The organism is Limosilactobacillus secundus, assembly GCF_020784695.1.
In the GTDB taxonomy this organism is placed as follows: Bacteria; Bacillota; Bacilli; order Lactobacillales; family Lactobacillaceae; genus Limosilactobacillus; species Limosilactobacillus reuteri_F.
This window is the reverse complement of sequence record NZ_JAJGUA010000004.1, coordinates 35849-51586: the sequence shown is the minus strand read 5'-3', so window position 1 is coordinate 51586 and position 15738 is coordinate 35849. Positions and strand designations below refer to the sequence as shown.

11 protein-coding genes and 7 tRNA genes are annotated in these 15738 nt (G+C 38.6%); 16 read left to right on the top strand and 2 right to left on the bottom strand.

The window, feature by feature from the left end:
- Positions 1-43 precede the first annotated feature (43 nt).
- The 8 genes from LMB57_RS00345 to LMB57_RS00310 all read left to right on the top strand — a co-directional run bounded on the left by LMB57_RS00345 (position 44) and on the right by LMB57_RS00310 (position 2084).
- Positions 44-116, top strand: a tRNA-Val gene (locus tag LMB57_RS00345).
- A gap of 36 nt (positions 117-152) precedes the next feature.
- Positions 153-225, top strand: a tRNA-Phe gene (locus LMB57_RS00340).
- Positions 226-230: 5 nt separating this feature from the next.
- Positions 231-313 (top strand) — tRNA-Tyr (locus tag LMB57_RS00335).
- A 7-nt stretch (positions 314-320) separates the two neighbouring features.
- Positions 321-391: transfer RNA gene (locus LMB57_RS00330), tRNA-Trp, on the top strand.
- 17 nt (positions 392-408) lie between these two features.
- A tRNA-His gene (locus tag LMB57_RS00325) sits at positions 409-483 on the top strand.
- A 36-nt stretch (positions 484-519) separates the two neighbouring features.
- Positions 520-590 (top strand) — tRNA-Cys (locus tag LMB57_RS00320).
- Positions 591-604: 14 nt separating this feature from the next.
- Positions 605-689, top strand: a tRNA-Leu gene (locus LMB57_RS00315).
- An 843-nt stretch (positions 690-1532) separates the two neighbouring features.
- On the top strand, positions 1533-2084 hold the full coding sequence (locus LMB57_RS00310) for a GNAT family N-acetyltransferase (protein WP_229271656.1): 552 nt from the start codon (positions 1533-1535) through the stop codon (positions 2082-2084).
- A 180-nt stretch (positions 2085-2264) separates the two neighbouring features.
- Here the strand turns inward: LMB57_RS00310 and LMB57_RS00305 are convergent, their stop codons facing one another.
- A complete protein-coding gene (locus LMB57_RS00305) occupies positions 2265-3662 on the bottom strand; it encodes a DHA2 family efflux MFS transporter permease subunit (protein WP_229271657.1) in 1398 nt (465 codons plus the stop codon).
- 404 nt (positions 3663-4066) lie between these two features.
- Here LMB57_RS00305 and nrdD point away from each other — a divergent pair, with 404 nt between their 5' ends.
- The 6 genes from nrdD (at position 4067) to apf (LMB57_RS00275) (ending at position 11946) form a co-directional block, all read left to right on the top strand.
- Positions 4067-6301 carry an anaerobic ribonucleoside-triphosphate reductase gene (gene nrdD, locus LMB57_RS00300; protein WP_229271658.1) on the top strand — a complete coding sequence of 745 codons (2235 nt, stop codon included), beginning with the start codon at positions 4067-4069 and terminating at the stop codon, positions 6299-6301.
- Positions 6302-6362: 61 nt separating this feature from the next.
- Positions 6363-6941, top strand: coding sequence for an anaerobic ribonucleoside-triphosphate reductase activating protein (nrdG, locus tag LMB57_RS00295; protein WP_035157640.1), 579 nt, complete (start codon positions 6363-6365; stop codon positions 6939-6941).
- An 8-nt stretch (positions 6942-6949) separates the two neighbouring features.
- Positions 6950-7849 carry a SufD family Fe-S cluster assembly protein gene (locus LMB57_RS00290; RefSeq protein ID WP_324255209.1) on the top strand — a complete coding sequence of 300 codons (900 nt, stop codon included), beginning with the start codon at positions 6950-6952 and terminating at the stop codon, positions 7847-7849.
- Between the two features lie 372 nt (positions 7850-8221).
- On the top strand, positions 8222-9055 hold the full coding sequence (apf, locus tag LMB57_RS00285) for an aggregation-promoting factor (protein ID WP_229271660.1): 834 nt from the start codon (positions 8222-8224) through the stop codon (positions 9053-9055).
- A gap of 154 nt (positions 9056-9209) precedes the next feature.
- Entirely contained in the window at positions 9210-10910 is a 1701-nt protein-coding gene (locus LMB57_RS00280; RefSeq protein WP_113897429.1) for a phosphoenolpyruvate carboxykinase (ATP), read from the top strand.
- Between the two features lie 328 nt (positions 10911-11238).
- The gene (apf, locus tag LMB57_RS00275) at positions 11239-11946 is read left to right on the top strand and encodes an aggregation-promoting factor (RefSeq protein WP_229271661.1); all 708 of its coding nucleotides are present in this window, start codon (positions 11239-11241) and stop codon (positions 11944-11946) included.
- Positions 11947-12066: 120 nt separating this feature from the next.
- Here the strand turns inward: apf (LMB57_RS00275) and LMB57_RS00270 are convergent, their stop codons facing one another.
- The gene (locus tag LMB57_RS00270; RefSeq protein ID WP_229271662.1) at positions 12067-12828 is read right to left on the bottom strand and encodes an exodeoxyribonuclease III; all 762 of its coding nucleotides are present in this window, start codon (positions 12826-12828) and stop codon (positions 12067-12069) included.
- 295 nt (positions 12829-13123) lie between these two features.
- Here LMB57_RS00270 and LMB57_RS00265 point away from each other — a divergent pair, with 295 nt between their 5' ends.
- Positions 13124-14365, top strand: coding sequence for an NAD(P)-dependent oxidoreductase (locus LMB57_RS00265; RefSeq protein ID WP_229271663.1), 1242 nt, complete (start codon positions 13124-13126; stop codon positions 14363-14365).
- Positions 14358-15656, top strand: coding sequence for an NAD-dependent dihydropyrimidine dehydrogenase subunit PreA (preA, locus tag LMB57_RS00260; protein ID WP_229278019.1), 1299 nt, complete (start codon positions 14358-14360; stop codon positions 15654-15656). Before LMB57_RS00265 ends, preA begins: the two co-directional genes overlap by 8 nt.
- Positions 15657-15738: the final 82 nt, after the last annotated feature.

Below are 15738 nucleotides of genomic sequence, written 5' to 3'. Positions count from 1 at the left end.
TCACGCTGGTATCGTGGGTTCAAATCCCGCACGGGTCACTTTTGGAGGATTAGCTCAGTTGGGAGAGCATCTGCCTTACAAGCAGGGGGTCACAGGTTCGAGCCCTGTATCCTCCATTACAGCTTAATAGTTGTATACACCCATGACACAATGGCTCGGTAGCTCAGTTGGTAGAGCAACGGATTGAAGCTCCGTGTGTCGGCGGTTCGATTCCGTCCCGCGCCATTTATGGGGGAGTAGCGAAGTCTGGCTAAACGCGACGGTCTGTAAAACCGTTCCTTCGGGTTCGGTGGTTCGAATCCACTCTCCCCCATTTTTATAGGGATATAGTTAAACGGTATAACTACGGTCTCCAAAACCGTCATTGTGGGTTCGATTCCTACTATCCCTGCTTAACTGAATATTTTGGCGGTATTGGTGAAGTTTGGTTAACACACCGGTTTGTGGGTCCGGCACGCGTGGGTTCAAATCCCACATACCGCCCTTTTGATTAAGCGTATTACTTAATCTTAACTATTTGGTGGTATAGCCAAGTGGTAAGGCAGAGGTCTGCAAAACCTTTATCATCGGTTCAAATCCGATTACCACCTTTTAGTTAGCTGATGCCTCTGTGGCGGAATTGGCAGACGCGCTGGACTCAAAATCCAGTTCCCGTTGAGGGAGTGTGGGTTCGACCCCCACCGGAGGCATATTTAAGCAGGAATGCGAAGTATCAGCTAAGCTAAAGTTAACACCTGTAACTCTTTTGTATCAAAGGTTACAGGTGTTTTTGATTTTAAAATAATTTTACTTTGATTCGATTTGTACGTCTTTTGTGCATCATTGTTAGAATTTGGGAAACCTCTTAAAAGCTAATCGGTATAAAAGATGTTTTTTATGAAGAAAGCATATGTTAAAATTAAATTAGAATAATAATGAAAAGGTGCAAGTCTATAATTGACTGGTTTTATTCGATGTCTCCAAGAATTATGAGAAGAGAGGTTGAATTAATGAAAATAATTATCAGTATTATAATTTTAGCAATAGGTGTATACGCAAGTTATAGACTCGGCAAGTGGGGATTAAAGGTTCGAAATAAGGATGATTGAAGAGAGTAGGAAATAACTTTCTCGACATGACAGTGGGCTAAGCTAGGCCAATGCAATGACTAGCACGGCACGGGCTGATTATCATTCGTACTTAGACTCGCGCCTTGTGGCAACGTGAAGCTAGTTCCATGTTATATTACTAGTGTTCATAAAAGCAGTTGAGGCTGAGAGAAAACAAAAATTTTCTCTCAGCCTCTTCAATAATAAAAGAAACAAAAATTTTTAATGGATGAACAGTCATGAACTATTGGTAATAGAATTATTTACTAAAAGTCAATTAAGAAGTAATACGAACTAGAGACTAGCATAATATTAACTCCTGTAATTTTTGCCCATCACCTGAATTAAAGTGTTTCTTCTTTAAAAAAACTAATAAAGTTTAAATTAGGTTCTTGTCTGTTGTTGTCTTTTTAGGTACCATTACGTAAATGGAGGAATCGTTAAATGATCGAAGTACGTAAAGTGTCTACAAAGTCAAATGATTTTAAGAATATCAAGCAGGTTTATAATACCGTATTTCCACAAAATGAACTTTTACCATTATCCTTGCTTAGAATGCGGGCCCAGGCTGGAAAAGCTGAATTTTGCAGTATTTATAATGAAGAAAAGTGGGTGGGCTTTTTCTACACAGTTTACAATAAACGAATAGCCTACATTTTCTTCTTGGCAATTGATCCGCGGTATCATGGTCAGGGTCTTGGGAGCGCAACTTTAGGTATGCTAAAGAAACGTTATGCCGGAAAAATAGTCACCCTTAGTGCTGAACGTCCAAATAGCCAGGCCGCTAATAATGAACAACGAATCAGACGACATCGTTTCTACGCCAAAAACGGGTTTATCAAAACTGGCTTTTATACCGTTGAAAAAGATAATGAAAAATTTGATCTTTTAAGTACACAACCTAATGTAAATCCACAGCTTTACCAACAACTAATGGATAGCTATTTGACTAAGCATCGACGTCATTACTTACCATATAAAATTATTAAAGAGTAAAAATAGGGGGCGAGACAGAAGTCACTTGTGACTTCGTTTTTCGACGCGAAGCTAGCCTCTGGGAGCCCCCGCAAGCAACAATAGGCCTCTAATGTTCGGTTTTGCCGGACATTAGAGGCCATTGTTGTACTGCGTATTTGCTTTTTATAAAAGTATCTTAACTTATGTCACAGTCCTATTTTAGTTTTTCTGATCTTTAATTTTGAATGATAAGAGCAATGCCACCACAATTAAGACTATTGCAAAGTAAATACCGTAGTGGAAACCATTAGTAAAGCGAACAGCTTCCGATCCACTAATAGAAGAACTCCCCCAAGCTAAGCAACTAGTCGCTAAGGCTGTTGCAAGTGCACCAATAACTTGTTGCATTGTGTTCATGATTGTACTGCCGTCTCCAGATTCTAATCCTGAAAGCGCACTTAAAGCACTAGTTTGGGCAGGAGACATTGCTAAAGGACAACCAATCATTAAAATAACATGCGCGCATACAACGTAAATAATGGAACTATGTGGTGTAGTAAAGGCCAGCATCAAAGCGCCAAATAGGGCAAGGATAAAACCAATTAAGGCAGGACGTTTAGCCCCGATACTATCGTAAAGGCGACCTGCAATTGCAGAAGTAGCTGCATTGATAATTCCACCAGGGAGCATTACTAGTCCAGTAAGGGCCACAGAAACTAAGAGCCCTCGTTGGTAGAATAGCGGTAAAAGATACATCGTGGAAAGAATGATTCCAAAGTCAAGCATCACGATGGAAGAACCAATTGTGAAGGCCGGATATTTAAAGATACGAAGATTTAAAATTGGTTCTTCCAGATGAAGTTGCCGATGGATATAAAAAATTAAAACAATAACACCGATTATTAATGCACTAAGAACTGCTGGTGAAGTCCAACCGTCTTCACTCGCTAAACTAGCACCGATAACCAGTCCCGAACACCCTACTGCCGACTCAATAATTGAAAGCATATCAACATGTGGCCTAGTAATTTCGCCAACATTTTCTAATGAAATAATCGCAAAGACTAAGGCAATAAATAAAAACGGGATAAATAACCAGAAGATCCATTGCCATGATAGCTTAGCAAGAATTAGTCCAGTTAAAGTAGGACCAATTGCAGGGGCAAACATGATTACGAGGGCACACATTCCTAGAACTGCTCCTATTTGTTTCGGTGGGAAGATTTGCATTGCTACTGCAAACATTAATGGAAGAATTAAACCTGTTCCGATTCCCTGAATCATTCGTCCAATCAGCAAAATAGTAAAATTATGCGCTAAAGCAGAGATGCAAGCCCCAACCATGAAGTCAATTAATGCAAAAATAATGACTTGGCGAGTTGTAAACCACTTAGTAATTATACTGGAAAGTGGCAAGATAATCCCAATAATTAACATATATCCAGTAACTAACCATTGAATTGCTGACGTACTTACTTGAAAAGCAGCCATCAATTTTGGCAAGGCAATATTTAATGAAGTCTCACTAAACATTCCGACAAAAGCTCCCAGCAGCATACTAACCATCATTAATTTAGGATGTGCTGCTTGTTTACGAGCTTGTAAAGCATTTTCCATAAATATAAAAACTCCTTTTATCCTAAAAATTGCACAAGGATTAGTCTAGCAAATTGCTCTATCTGCTCGTAAGTTATTTTTTTAATAACTAATAATCTTAAGTATACTAATTAAGATTATTAAGTTAGGTTTAACGTTTTCAAATTTGATCTTTTTGGTACAAAAAATTCTATTCGGTGATAATAGGAATTTAAAAATAAATGATTTAAAAGGTCACCTAAGAATCTCAAAATAGCGTCGTTACTTGTGATTTCATTTTATTCCTGGTAGATCAGAATAGAGTATAAACAAATATTTAAGAAACTAAATCGACCACAACATATAGTGTTTTGAATGTCAATACTTCCTATAAGTTGTATTTTGAGCTATGATAGATAACGTTAATTACGAGAGGGGAAATAAAAATGAAAGTGCAAATAATCGATAAGAAGGATCTTAAAAGTTTGACAAGTATTCAAGTAGTTAAACGTGATGGAACAGTTACACCATTTTATTCCTATAAGATTAACCTTGTTTTAAATGCGCTCAACGCTGATGAGCAGACTAGCCAAAGTGTTTATGTTGCCTTATTAGATGCCCTACTTAATCAAACAACTGTCACTACTAAAAAAATTGCGGATCTTTTTGTTAAAGGACTGGTTAATGCGAACCATGAAGAATTGGCAAAAGTTTATCGTGATTATCGCCAGCATGATGAAGAAGCATTTGCTGAAGCTACTAATCCCCAAAATAAGTTAGAGCAGCTTTTCGATCGAAACTCACGAATTGTTCACGAAAACGCTAATAAAGATAGTCATGTTTTTAATACTCAACGGGACCTTGAAGCAGGAGTTGTGAGTCGTGCATTAGGATTACGAATGCTTCCTGGTATTGTGGCCAAGGCGCATCTTCGTGGTGATATTCACTGGCATGACCTTGACTATTCACCGGTAACGCCTGAAACTAACTGTTGTTTAATTGACTTTGATGAGATGTTTAAGCATGGATTTAAGATTGGTAATGCCTGGGTTTCTTCACCACGCTCGATTCAAACGGCAACCGCGCAGATGTCGCAGATTATTGCTAACGTGGCGTCCCTGCAATATGGGGGATGTTCTGCTAATCGGATTGATCAATTATTAGAACCATATGCAAAGCTAAATTACGAAAAGCATATGAAGGATGCTGAAGAGTGGATAGTACCAGAGAAACGGGAAGAATTTGCTCGTGAGAAGACTAAAAAAGATATTTACGATGCAATGCAGGCTTTAGAATACGAGATTAATACCCTTTATTCTAGCCAGGGCCAAACCCCATTTACGACCATTAACTTTGGCTTAGGGACAAGCTGGATTGCTCGGGAAATCCAAAAAGCCATTTTGAAGATCCGGATTAAGGGCCTTGGTAAAGAACATCGTACAGCCATCTTTCCTAAATTAACTTTTACTATTAAACGAGGCTTAAATCTTGACCCCGAAGATCCTAATTATGATATCAAGCAACTAGCGCTTGAATGTTCAACGAAGCGGATGTATCCAGATCTTTTGATGTATGACAAGATTAAGGAATTAACAGGAAGTTTTAAGACACCAATGGGTTGCCGTTCGTTCTTACAGGGATGGACAGATCCAGAAACTGGTAAAGAAGTAAACTCAGGACGGATGAACTTAGGGGTTGTGACGGTTAACTTGCCACGGATTGCCCTTGAGGCTCATGGCGATAAGCAACTCTTCTGGGAGATCTTTCAAGAGAAGATGAATATTTGTAAGATTGCCTTGGATTACCGGATTAAGCGCACTAAAGAAGCTAAACCGGAAAATGCTCCCCTCCTGTATATGTATGGTGCATTTGGTAAACGGTTAAAAAAGACTGATAGTGTCGATGAAGTCTTTAAGAATAGTCGGGCGACCGTTTCGCTAGGTTATATTGGTTTATATGAAGTATGTACGACTTTCTATGGGTCAAATTGGGAGCATAATAAAGAAGCACATGACTTTGCAATTGCAATTACTAAGGCAATGCATGATTTATGTGCTGAATGGGAAAAAGAAGAAGGATACCACTTTAGTCTTTATTCCACTCCTGCCGAATCGTTAACAGATACATTCTGTCAAGATGATTTGAAGAAGTTTGGTCGGGTTGAAGATGTAACTGATAAGGAATACTACACAAATAGCTTCCACTATGATGTCCGTAAACATCCGACACCATTTGAAAAATTATCATTTGAAGAGGCTTTTCCTAAGTATGCGGCCGGTGGCTTTATTCATTATTGCGAATATCCTAACTTGCGCCAAAATCCAAAAGCTTTAGAAGCGGTTTGGGACTGGGCATATGAGCATGTAGGTTATCTTGGAACGAATACTTCAATTGATCAGTGTTTTAAGTGTGGATTCAAAGGTGAATTTGAAGCAACTGCTCGTGGTTTTAAGTGTCCGCAGTGTGGAAACCATGACCCAGCAACTTGTGATGTTGTTAAGCGGACATGTGGTTATCTTGGTAACCCTCAGCAGCGACCAATGGTTCATGGACGGCATGAGGAAATTATTCACCGGGTTAAACATATGAATGCAGGAATGATCAAGAATGCAGCTGAATTTGAACAGCACCGGCAAATGGATAATAAAGCCCATGCTCATATTACTGGTGATCAAATTTAATTATCAAAAGGCCAGTTGCTCGCAAAGCTACCGGTCTTTTATTATATAGGAGGAAAAATAAATGGTAGAAACACGATTACCCCGTAACCCTAAACCACAAGAATGGTTAGCGAAGGATCATTCACTACAATATATTGCAGACTATAAGCCCTTTAATTTTGTGGATGGAGAAGGGGTCCGGTGTAGTTTATATGTTAGTGGCTGTCTTTTTAATTGCCCTGGTTGCTATAACAAGGCGGCGCAGAATTTTCATTACGGACAACCCTACACCCAGGATTTAGAAGACCAGATTATTGAAGATCTTTCTCAAAGCTATGTTCAAGGATTAACTTTATTGGGCGGTGAACCATTTCTTAATACTCAGGTTTGCCTTAAGTTAGTTAAACGGGTCCGGAAAGAATTCGGCCATGAAAAGGATATTTGGTCTTGGTCTGGATATACTTGGGAAGAATTAATGAAGGAGTCGAGCGATAAACTTGAACTTCTGCACTATCTCGATATCTTAGTCGATGGCCGATTCTTGCTGGCTAAAAAGGACCTTACCCTTCAATTTAGGGGGAGTTCTAACCAACGAATTATTGATGTTCCGCAATCTCTTCAAACGGGGAAAGTGGTTATTTGGGATAAACTTGTTCATTAGAGGAGAAAATGATGGCAAAAATTTGGAAGCAAGAGCCAGCATGGTTAGAGAAAAAACGTCAACTGGCAGTTCTACTCCAAGCACGTTTCCCAACTTTACCGGGCCAAGAAGAATGGATAGATTACTGGCAAAAAGGGACAACTGGCGTAAGCAAGGGCTGGCTTTCCTTACAGGAAGATAGGTTAACAGCGATGCCTCTTGAAGAAGCTGTTAATGAATATTCAACGTTACTACAGGAAAATTTGATGGAGAAGGCCATCTTTTGGCAGGATAGCCAGTTAGTGGCCACCCACCTTGCAAATATTAATTGTGGCCAGTTTATATATCTGCGTCCACAAATTATTCGGGAGCGTCCAATTGTTTTTAATCCTCACCTTAACTCTGCAAACGTTCATAATATTATTGTTATCAGTGCAGGAGCTCATGCAATAATTGAAGAACGAATGGTTAATGATACGATATTGCCATCATATGAAGGGACAGAGATTTTAGTAGGAGCTAACGCGCATGTCACGTACCGCCAGGCAAATCACTCAACTAGTAAAAATATCTATCGGACAATCCATGCATATCAGGCTCATGGGTCAACGTTGCAGTTTGAAGTAGCGAGTCAAGTTCAAACTAAAGCGACTGTTGATCTTTATAGTTTTCTGGATGGGCAAAATACGCAGTGGGCTCCGACGATTGCTTTAAGCGGGACACAACATTTAACTGCAATGGTCGATGGTTTTGGTAAGGGAACTTCTGCCACTCTTACCCAGTATCGGGATCCTGAAATGGTCAATGAAGCACCTTTTAAAGTAAAAGCCGGAGAACCACTGACAATTAGCGAGGATATTCATCCATTAAAAGAATTAGCTAGTAGTGAGAGCTGGTTAAAACAAATAATGAGTGCTGAACAGAACTAAAGTTAATTACAGCAATGTTACAAGAAAATATTAATAACGAAAAATAAGTCGTTGAAATTCTTCTTTTAAGAACAATTCAGCGACTTATTTATTATTATGTTACAAATTTTGGCTAATTCTGGGGGAAAGTTAGCCAGGCCTAAGTTGCCATCAGGGCGTGGCCGAGGTTGATTTACTTGACAGACTATTAAAATTTTTATTACAAAGTATTACGAAAATCAACTGAATTGATATTTCGGAGTAATCCGTATGTAATTTTAAGGGAGTATAGTAATAGTTGTTGAGAGATATGAGAACTCAACAACTTAAACTAAATTAATAAATAACTAATTAATAAAAAAGAATTTTATGAAAAGGATGGGATTTTTCTTTATGAAGTTAACTAAGAACATCGCGAAAATCACTGCTGCCGTTGCAGGTGCTGTTGCTTTGGGAACATTTGCTACTGCAACTACTGCTAACGCTGATTCTGTTTACACGGTGCAAAGTGGTGATACTTTATCAAGTATTTCCTATAAGTTAGGTCATGACTTAACTTATGTTGACTCTTTAGTTTCAACTAATCAAATTGCCAATAAGAACTTAATTTATGTTGGTCAAAAGTTAGTAATTAAAGACGACGGTGAAGTGACCCAAGCTACTGCTCAACAAGCAGCTACCTTACCTGAAGTATCTCAAGCTCCAGCATCAGCTAGTGTTGAAAGTCAACAACCTAGTCAGGCTCCGGTATCAGCTAGTGTTGAAAGCCAACAACCTAGTCAAGCTCCAGTAGCAACTAGCCAAGTACAATCTTCAGCTGCACCGGTTTCTGCTCCTACTCAATCACAGGCTCCAGTACAATCCCAAGCACCGGTTCAACAACAAGCACCAGTTCAATCAGTAGCTCCACAACAATCAACTGTTTCAGCTGCTGCTCAACAAAGCTATAGTGCACCAGTACAAGCACAAGCTACTAGTTCAAACTACAGCGCAAGTGTTAGTGGTAATGATGCTGCGGCTAAGGCTTGGATTGCAGCTCGCGAATCAGGCGGTAGCTACAGTGCTCGTAACGGTCAATACGTTGGTAAGTACCAATTGTCAGCATCATACTTAAATGGTGACTACTCAGAAGCTAACCAAGAACGAGTAGCTGACCAATACGTAACTAGCCGTTATGGTTCATGGAGTGCTGCTCAATCATTCTGGCAATCACATGGTTGGTACTAAAATTTAATTATTAATTGTTAAAGTAGGAAATTGTCTCAGTAAAAGGGATGATTTCCTCTTTTTTGTAAAATGAAAAAAAGTTAATATTATTTTCATCCTAATCTTAAAAAATATATTATAATAGAGTTATTCAAGTGATGAAAGGATGAGATCCATGTCAAAAGAGAGTCAGATTATTGATACAAAATCATTATATGTAAATCCTGACCGCAGTGTTGCAACGTTAAACTATAGTCAAAATTACTTTACTGATATTCCTTCATTAATTAATAGTGATGAAGTAAAGGAAATTGTTCGTCTGTATTTAGCTTCGCGTAACCCTGATAATGATGATGATGCTTTTGATAATGCCACTGTTAACAAGTTTGTTGATATCTTAAAGAAAGTTCTTTTTGATGATGATAGTGCATTTGATGAATATGACCCTAAAGATATTCTTGAGAGTGTTGAAGAATTATACTCATACTATCGTTCACTATTACGGGTATCAGTAATTAATCTTAGTGATAATCAGATTATCGGTAACGAATTCCGGACTATTGATACTCAATTCAACGACTTAGTGCGTAAAGCATACCGGATCCTCGAAGAAAAGCTCCAAGGTTTTGAAAACCGGACTTATCGACAAGTTAATGCGGCAACTAACGCAACAATTTTAGTTCAACAACAAGATTGGAAGATTCCAGCTGGTTATGAAGAATTAAAGGATATTGATTTTATTAATACCGTGATGCTTCGTCCGCCAATGATGATGCATACTAAGAGCAACAAACGGGAAGGGGTCTTTTCTGAAGTAAAAGATAACCCGATCGAACGTTTCCGTGGTGAACGTGGTAAATGGTATTGTTACCCAGCTAAGATTGGTGAAAGTTTAGCTTTTATTTACTTCAATGTTGATTACTTGGTAAATGGGATCGCTCTTTCGAACTTATTTGAAATTGCATCCCCTGATGAGATTAAGGGGCAAAAACCTGATATGATTCTTCTTTTCGGTCTAAAAGAAACAGAAGGCATGGTTTCTCATTACTATCGTGACGAAAAGAATGATTTATGGGTCGGTGAAGTACCTTACACAGATAAGACTACTTACTTTGGTTACATGAAGAAGATGTGCTTGACGCTCCATAACCTTCATCAAATTTACAATGGCCGCTTGCCAATTCACGGTTCCATGTTGAAGATTAAATTTACTAATGGTAAAGAAAAGAATGTTGTTTTCTTCGGTGATTCAGGTGCCGGAAAGTCAGAATCAATTGAAGCATTGCAAGAATTAGCTGACGATAAGATTGTTAGCATGGAAACAATCTTTGATGACATGGGAAGCTTTACCCTTACTGATGGTGAACCAGGGGTATATGCTCAAGGAACAGAAACGGGTGCCTTTGTTCGTCTTGATGATTTGAGTAGTGCCGTGGCCTTCAATAACATGGACCGTGGTGTTTACCTTAATCCTGAACAAAAGAATGCCCGGGTTATTATTCCTGCTGATACCTACGAAAATGTAATCAAACATCACCATATTGATATGTGGCTATACGCTAACAATTATAGTGATGAAGTTGGTATTCATCGTTTTGATACAAAGGAAGAGGCAGAAAAAGTATTTATTGCTGGGCAACGGAAAGCTCTTGGAACAACTGATGAAGTTGGAATGAGCAAGACATTCTTTGCTAACCCATTTGGTCCAGTTCAAGAACCAGAATTAACTAAGCCAATTATTGACAAGGTCTTTACAAAGTTATTTGACCAAGATGTATACGTGGGAGAAATCTTTACTCACCTTGGTAATGATAAGTCAAAAGATGCTTTGAAAGAATCAGCTCAAGAATTGCTTGATGTTTTGATGAATAATTAAGATTACGATTAAGACAATTTTGTCATCGCCCTGTAACAAACAGTCTGTTACAGGGCGCTTTTTGTGTCGTCAAGAAAAAATGAGCAGTTTTTTTGAATAATTTTTACATGAGATAATTCTAGTTATAATTTTACGAGTTACTCAAAAGCGATTAAATCAACGTTTGAGCGACTATAAAAAAATCAGCGAACGTTTGTTACAAAAAATTACAGAAATAACGAAATTTGATAAGTCCTAGTAACCCGTTCGTAACCCTAATCCTGTATAGTAGTTATCGTTGAAATGAGTTATTTGATTAATTAAGAGAAAAGGATGGATTGAATTTATAATGAAGTTATCTAAGAAAGTAGCCAAGATTACAGCAGCGATTACTGGTGCAGTTGCATTAGGAACAGTAGCTACTGCAACGACTGCAAACGCCGATAGTATTTACACGGTGCAAGCAGGTGACACCCTTTCTGGGATTTCTTACAAATTAGGTCACGATCTAACTTTTGTAGATACATTAGCAAACCATAATAATATTGCTGATAAGAACTTGATTTACGTTGGTCAACAATTAGTAATCAAGGATGATGGTGAAGTTGCACCAGCTACTCAAGAAGAAGTTGCTACTTTACCAGCCGCAAATGTTGCACCACAAGCAGATACACAAGCTACACCTGCTGAAAATCAAGCACAACAAAACCAACAAGTACAATCAAACCAAGGAGCACCGGTTGCTCAACAACAAGTACAAACTCCACAAACACAAAATGTACAACAACCATCTAGTGCTCAAGCATCAACTGGCTATAACTCAAATGTAGCTGGAAATGATGCTGCTGCCAAGGCTTGGATCGCAGCTCGCGAATCAGGTGGTAGCTACAGTGCACGGAATGGTCAATACATTGGTAAGTACCAATTGTCAGCATCATACTTAAACGGTGACTACTCAGAAGCTAACCAAGAACGAGTAGCTGATCAATACGTAGCTAGCCGTTACGGTTCATGGAGTGCTGCTCAATCATTCTGGCAATCACACGGTTGGTACTAAAATAAGATTTAATAAAATAGATAATCAACAAATTTCAAACATACGATAAAAGAGGTTGGAAAAATTTTAGTTTTTCCAACCTCTTTTCGTTTAACTATTATAAAATTCAGTTCGGTTTTCTTATAATTCAACATTAGCAATAAGTTCAATCGGACAGTGACTTGAACCTTTAACATCTGAAAGAATCTTGGCTTCTTCAATTCGTTCTTTCCATACATCAGAAACTAAGAAGTAGTCGAGACGCCAACCTACATTTCGTTCCCGTGCATCATAACGATAACTCCACCAGGTATAGGCACCATGTAAATTAGGGTGGAGATAACGGAAAGTATCCGTAAAGCCGGCATTAAGCAATTTACCAAAATCAACTCGTTCTTGTTTTGTAAAGCCGGCTTTATGATGATCTTCTGTTGGCTCTGCTAGGTCAATTGGTTGATAGGCAACGCTCATATCACCACCAATGATTACTGGCTTACTACTTTGCAAATTAGTAACATAATCAAGGAAAGCACGATCCCAGTCAAGACGATAATCAAGGTGTTGCAACTTTTCCCCTGAAACTGGGACGTATACATCAATCAAATAGAAGTTTGGATATTCAAGCGTGATTAGCCGCCCTTCTTTGTCAAAGATTGAATTATTCATTCCATATATAACGTTTTCTGGCTTATATTTAGTGAAAATGGCGGTACCAGAATATCCCTTCTTTTCCGCATAATTCCAGTATTGGTAATAATTAGGAATTTGAATCGGTTTTTCACCTTTATCCAATCGTGTTCGTTGTAGACAGAAGAAGTCAGCATCTTGGCGTTTAAAATCTTCGACAAATCCATGAGTAATGGCTGATTTTAAGCCATTGACACTCCAAGAAATAAATTTCATGTTAATCCTTCTTTCAATTTAACCAAATCTTGTCTCTGTAATAATTGTACAAGGAATTTACTTTTTTCTTAAGTGATAAGACTCTTTTTGTGAGGTTTGATACAAAAACAGTTGGAGATGTTAAATAAAAATATTCATATTGTATATACAAAAATACCAACTTTAAGAATAAATGATGCCATATATTAAGGGGATCGCCTACTTATCTTGAAAGTGTTTATATAATATTATTTATATATAAAGTTACGTTTATCACAAAATTGTCAAAGAGTCACAACTTAGAGGAGGGTGTCTAATGACTTCAAAGTATGAAACAGAGTCGAAAGGTTACACGATGACAACCGTAATGCAGGAAGCTGCACGATGTTTATTATGTCATGATGCACCATGTTCACAAGCCTGCCCAGCACATACTAATCCGGCAAAATTTATTCGAAGCGTTCTTTTTCGTAATGTCAAAGGGGCAGCTGAAACGATTCGGGAAAACAATGCGTTAGGATCAATCTGTGCGCGTGTTTGTCCAACTGAACGTTACTGTGAAAAGGCCTGTACTCGGGCTAAAATCGACGGACCAATTGATATCGGTGGGATTCAACGGTATGTCACTGATATGGAACGAAAGATGAATATGAAGATCCTTAAAGCCGGTAAGCCAAACGGGATGAGTATTGCCATCATTGGTAGTGGCTCATCAGGTTTACAGGCAGCTACGACTCTCCGTGAAAAGGGCTATGCAGTTGATATCTATGAAAAAGCTGCTAAGGCTGGCGGTTACTTGACCTATGGCATTCCTGAGTATCGGTTGCCGGAAGAAATTGTGGATTATGAAGTTCAACGAATTGTCGACCTTGGTGCTCACATTGTCTATAACACAACTGTCGGTAAAGATATTTCAATGGATGACCTTAAAGCTCGTTACAATGCAGTAATTGTTGCTATTGGGACAAGTGAAGCAAAGATGCTTCCAATGTTTGAACACAATATCTGTACCGAATCAGCAATCTCATTCCTAGCCCGGGCAAAAGAAAGTAAGGGCAATTTAGAAGATCTTCCGCAAAATGTCCTTGTTATTGGTGGTGGGGATGTTGCAATGGATGTTGTAACAACCTTAAAGAAGCTTAACGTTCCTTATGTCACCGATGTTGTTTATGAGCAGTTTGATGAATTCAAAGCTTCTAAAAAAGAACTTGCCGGTGCTCAAGAAGCTGGTGTAACAATTGTTGATGGTTACGTTCCCAAAGAAGTTCATCAGAATCGTGCTACCTTTACTCACCGGAAGATTAAGAGTGAATTAACTATTACTGCTGATAAGATTATTTTAGCAGTTGGTCAAAAAGCTAATGCAGAAGGACTAGACATTGACTTACAGCATAATGAAATTCCATTCCGTGAACCACGATTCCGGACAAAAGATCCCAAAGTCTTTGCGACTGGTGATATTGTTGCCGGAAATAAAACCGTTGTAGTAGCTGTACAGAAAGGAAAAGAAGTAGCAGAAGAAATAGATCGGTTGTTAGGAGGACAAGAAAATGATTAAAAAAGATTTATCTGTAGACTTTTTAGGCGTTCATTTTGAAAATCCATTTTGCTTGTCGTCCTCACCTGTTGGGAACTGTTACGAAATGTGTAAGAATGCGTATGACGCTGGTTGGGGTGGAATCGTATATAAGACTTTATCACCAACACACTTTAAGATTGATGAAGTTTCTCCCCGATTCGATGAATTAGCCAAGGAAGACATGCATTTTGTTGCTTTTAAGAATATGGAACAATTATCAGAACACCCCTTGGAACAGGACTTGGCTGATATGCGACGGTTAAAAGAGGAATATCCCAATAAGGTCTTGATTGCTTCGATTATGGGTGAAACCTTGGAAGACTGGACCAACTTAGCCAAGTTAGTAACTGAGGCTGGAGCTGATATGATTGAATTAAACTTCTCTTGTCCGCAGATGACCTCCCATACCATGGGTTCTGATGTGGGAACTAATCCAGAATTATGTAAGAAGAATTGTGAAGCTGTTAAACGCGGGACGAGTCTTCCAGTTCTTGCAAAGATGACACCCAATATTACGACGATGGTTCCGGTTGTTAAGGCATGTCTAGAAGGAGGGGCAGATGGCTTCTCCGCAATCAATACGGTTAAATCAATTGTTGATGTTGATCTTAAGAAGAAGGTTGGTTTACCAAATATTGATGGTAAATCTGCTGTTTCTGGATTATCTGGGAAAGCTGTTAAACCAATTGCTTTACGTTTCTTACAACAATTACGCTCAGCAGCTGGCCTTGAACAACTACCAATTTCTGGGATTGGGGGAATTGAGACCTGGGAAGATGCTGCTGAATTTATTCTTTTGGGTGCCACTACTCTCCAAGTTACAACTGCGATCATGGAATATGGTTATCGTATCATTGATGATCTTACTAATGGTTTAATGCATTATATGGAAGAACAACATGTAGACCACCTTCAAGATCTTGTCGGCTTAGCTAATAAGAATATTATCCCTACTAACCAACTTGACCGAAATTACAAGGTTTACCCTAAGATCGATTGGGATAAGTGTATCGGTTGTGGTCGTTGCTTTATCTCATGTCAAGATGGTGCCCACCAAGCTTTAACTTGGGATGATGAAAAACGGCAACCAGTCTTTGATAAGAGTAAGTGTGTCGGTTGTCAACTTTGTGCACTTGTTTGTCCAGTGGGGGCTATTAAGTTAGGCCTTGTTGAGATTAAGCCGGGTCACAAAGGCAACCCAGCAGAAATTGATGTAGGATCTCAACGTCTTCATCGCTATCACCCAGTAAAGGCTAATCAAGAAAATTAATTAGCTTGCCTTATATAAAAATCGAACTACAATTTTGCCTTTTACAAAGTTGTAGTTCGATTTTTAGTCTATTACTACGCCA

Coding starts and splice junctions, on each gene's coding strand:
- LMB57_RS00310 (WP_229271656.1), top strand. CDS start 1,533: ATGATCGAAGTACGTAAAGTGTCTACAAAGTCAAATGATTTTAAGAAT.
- LMB57_RS00305 (WP_229271657.1), bottom strand. CDS start 3,662: ATGGAAAATGCTTTACAAGCTCGTAAACAAGCAGCACATCCTAAATTA.
- nrdD (WP_229271658.1), top strand. CDS start 4,067: ATGAAAGTGCAAATAATCGATAAGAAGGATCTTAAAAGTTTGACAAGT.
- nrdG (WP_035157640.1), top strand. CDS start 6,363: ATGGTAGAAACACGATTACCCCGTAACCCTAAACCACAAGAATGGTTA.
- LMB57_RS00290 (WP_324255209.1), top strand. CDS start 6,950: ATGATGGCAAAAATTTGGAAGCAAGAGCCAGCATGGTTAGAGAAAAAA.
- apf (WP_229271660.1), top strand. CDS start 8,222: ATGAAGTTAACTAAGAACATCGCGAAAATCACTGCTGCCGTTGCAGGT.
- LMB57_RS00280 (WP_113897429.1), top strand. CDS start 9,210: ATGTCAAAAGAGAGTCAGATTATTGATACAAAATCATTATATGTAAAT.
- apf (WP_229271661.1), top strand. CDS start 11,239: ATGAAGTTATCTAAGAAAGTAGCCAAGATTACAGCAGCGATTACTGGT.
- LMB57_RS00270 (WP_229271662.1), bottom strand. CDS start 12,828: ATGAAATTTATTTCTTGGAGTGTCAATGGCTTAAAATCAGCCATTACT.
- LMB57_RS00265 (WP_229271663.1), top strand. CDS start 13,124: ATGACTTCAAAGTATGAAACAGAGTCGAAAGGTTACACGATGACAACC.
- preA (WP_229278019.1), top strand. CDS start 14,358: ATGATTAAAAAAGATTTATCTGTAGACTTTTTAGGCGTTCATTTTGAA.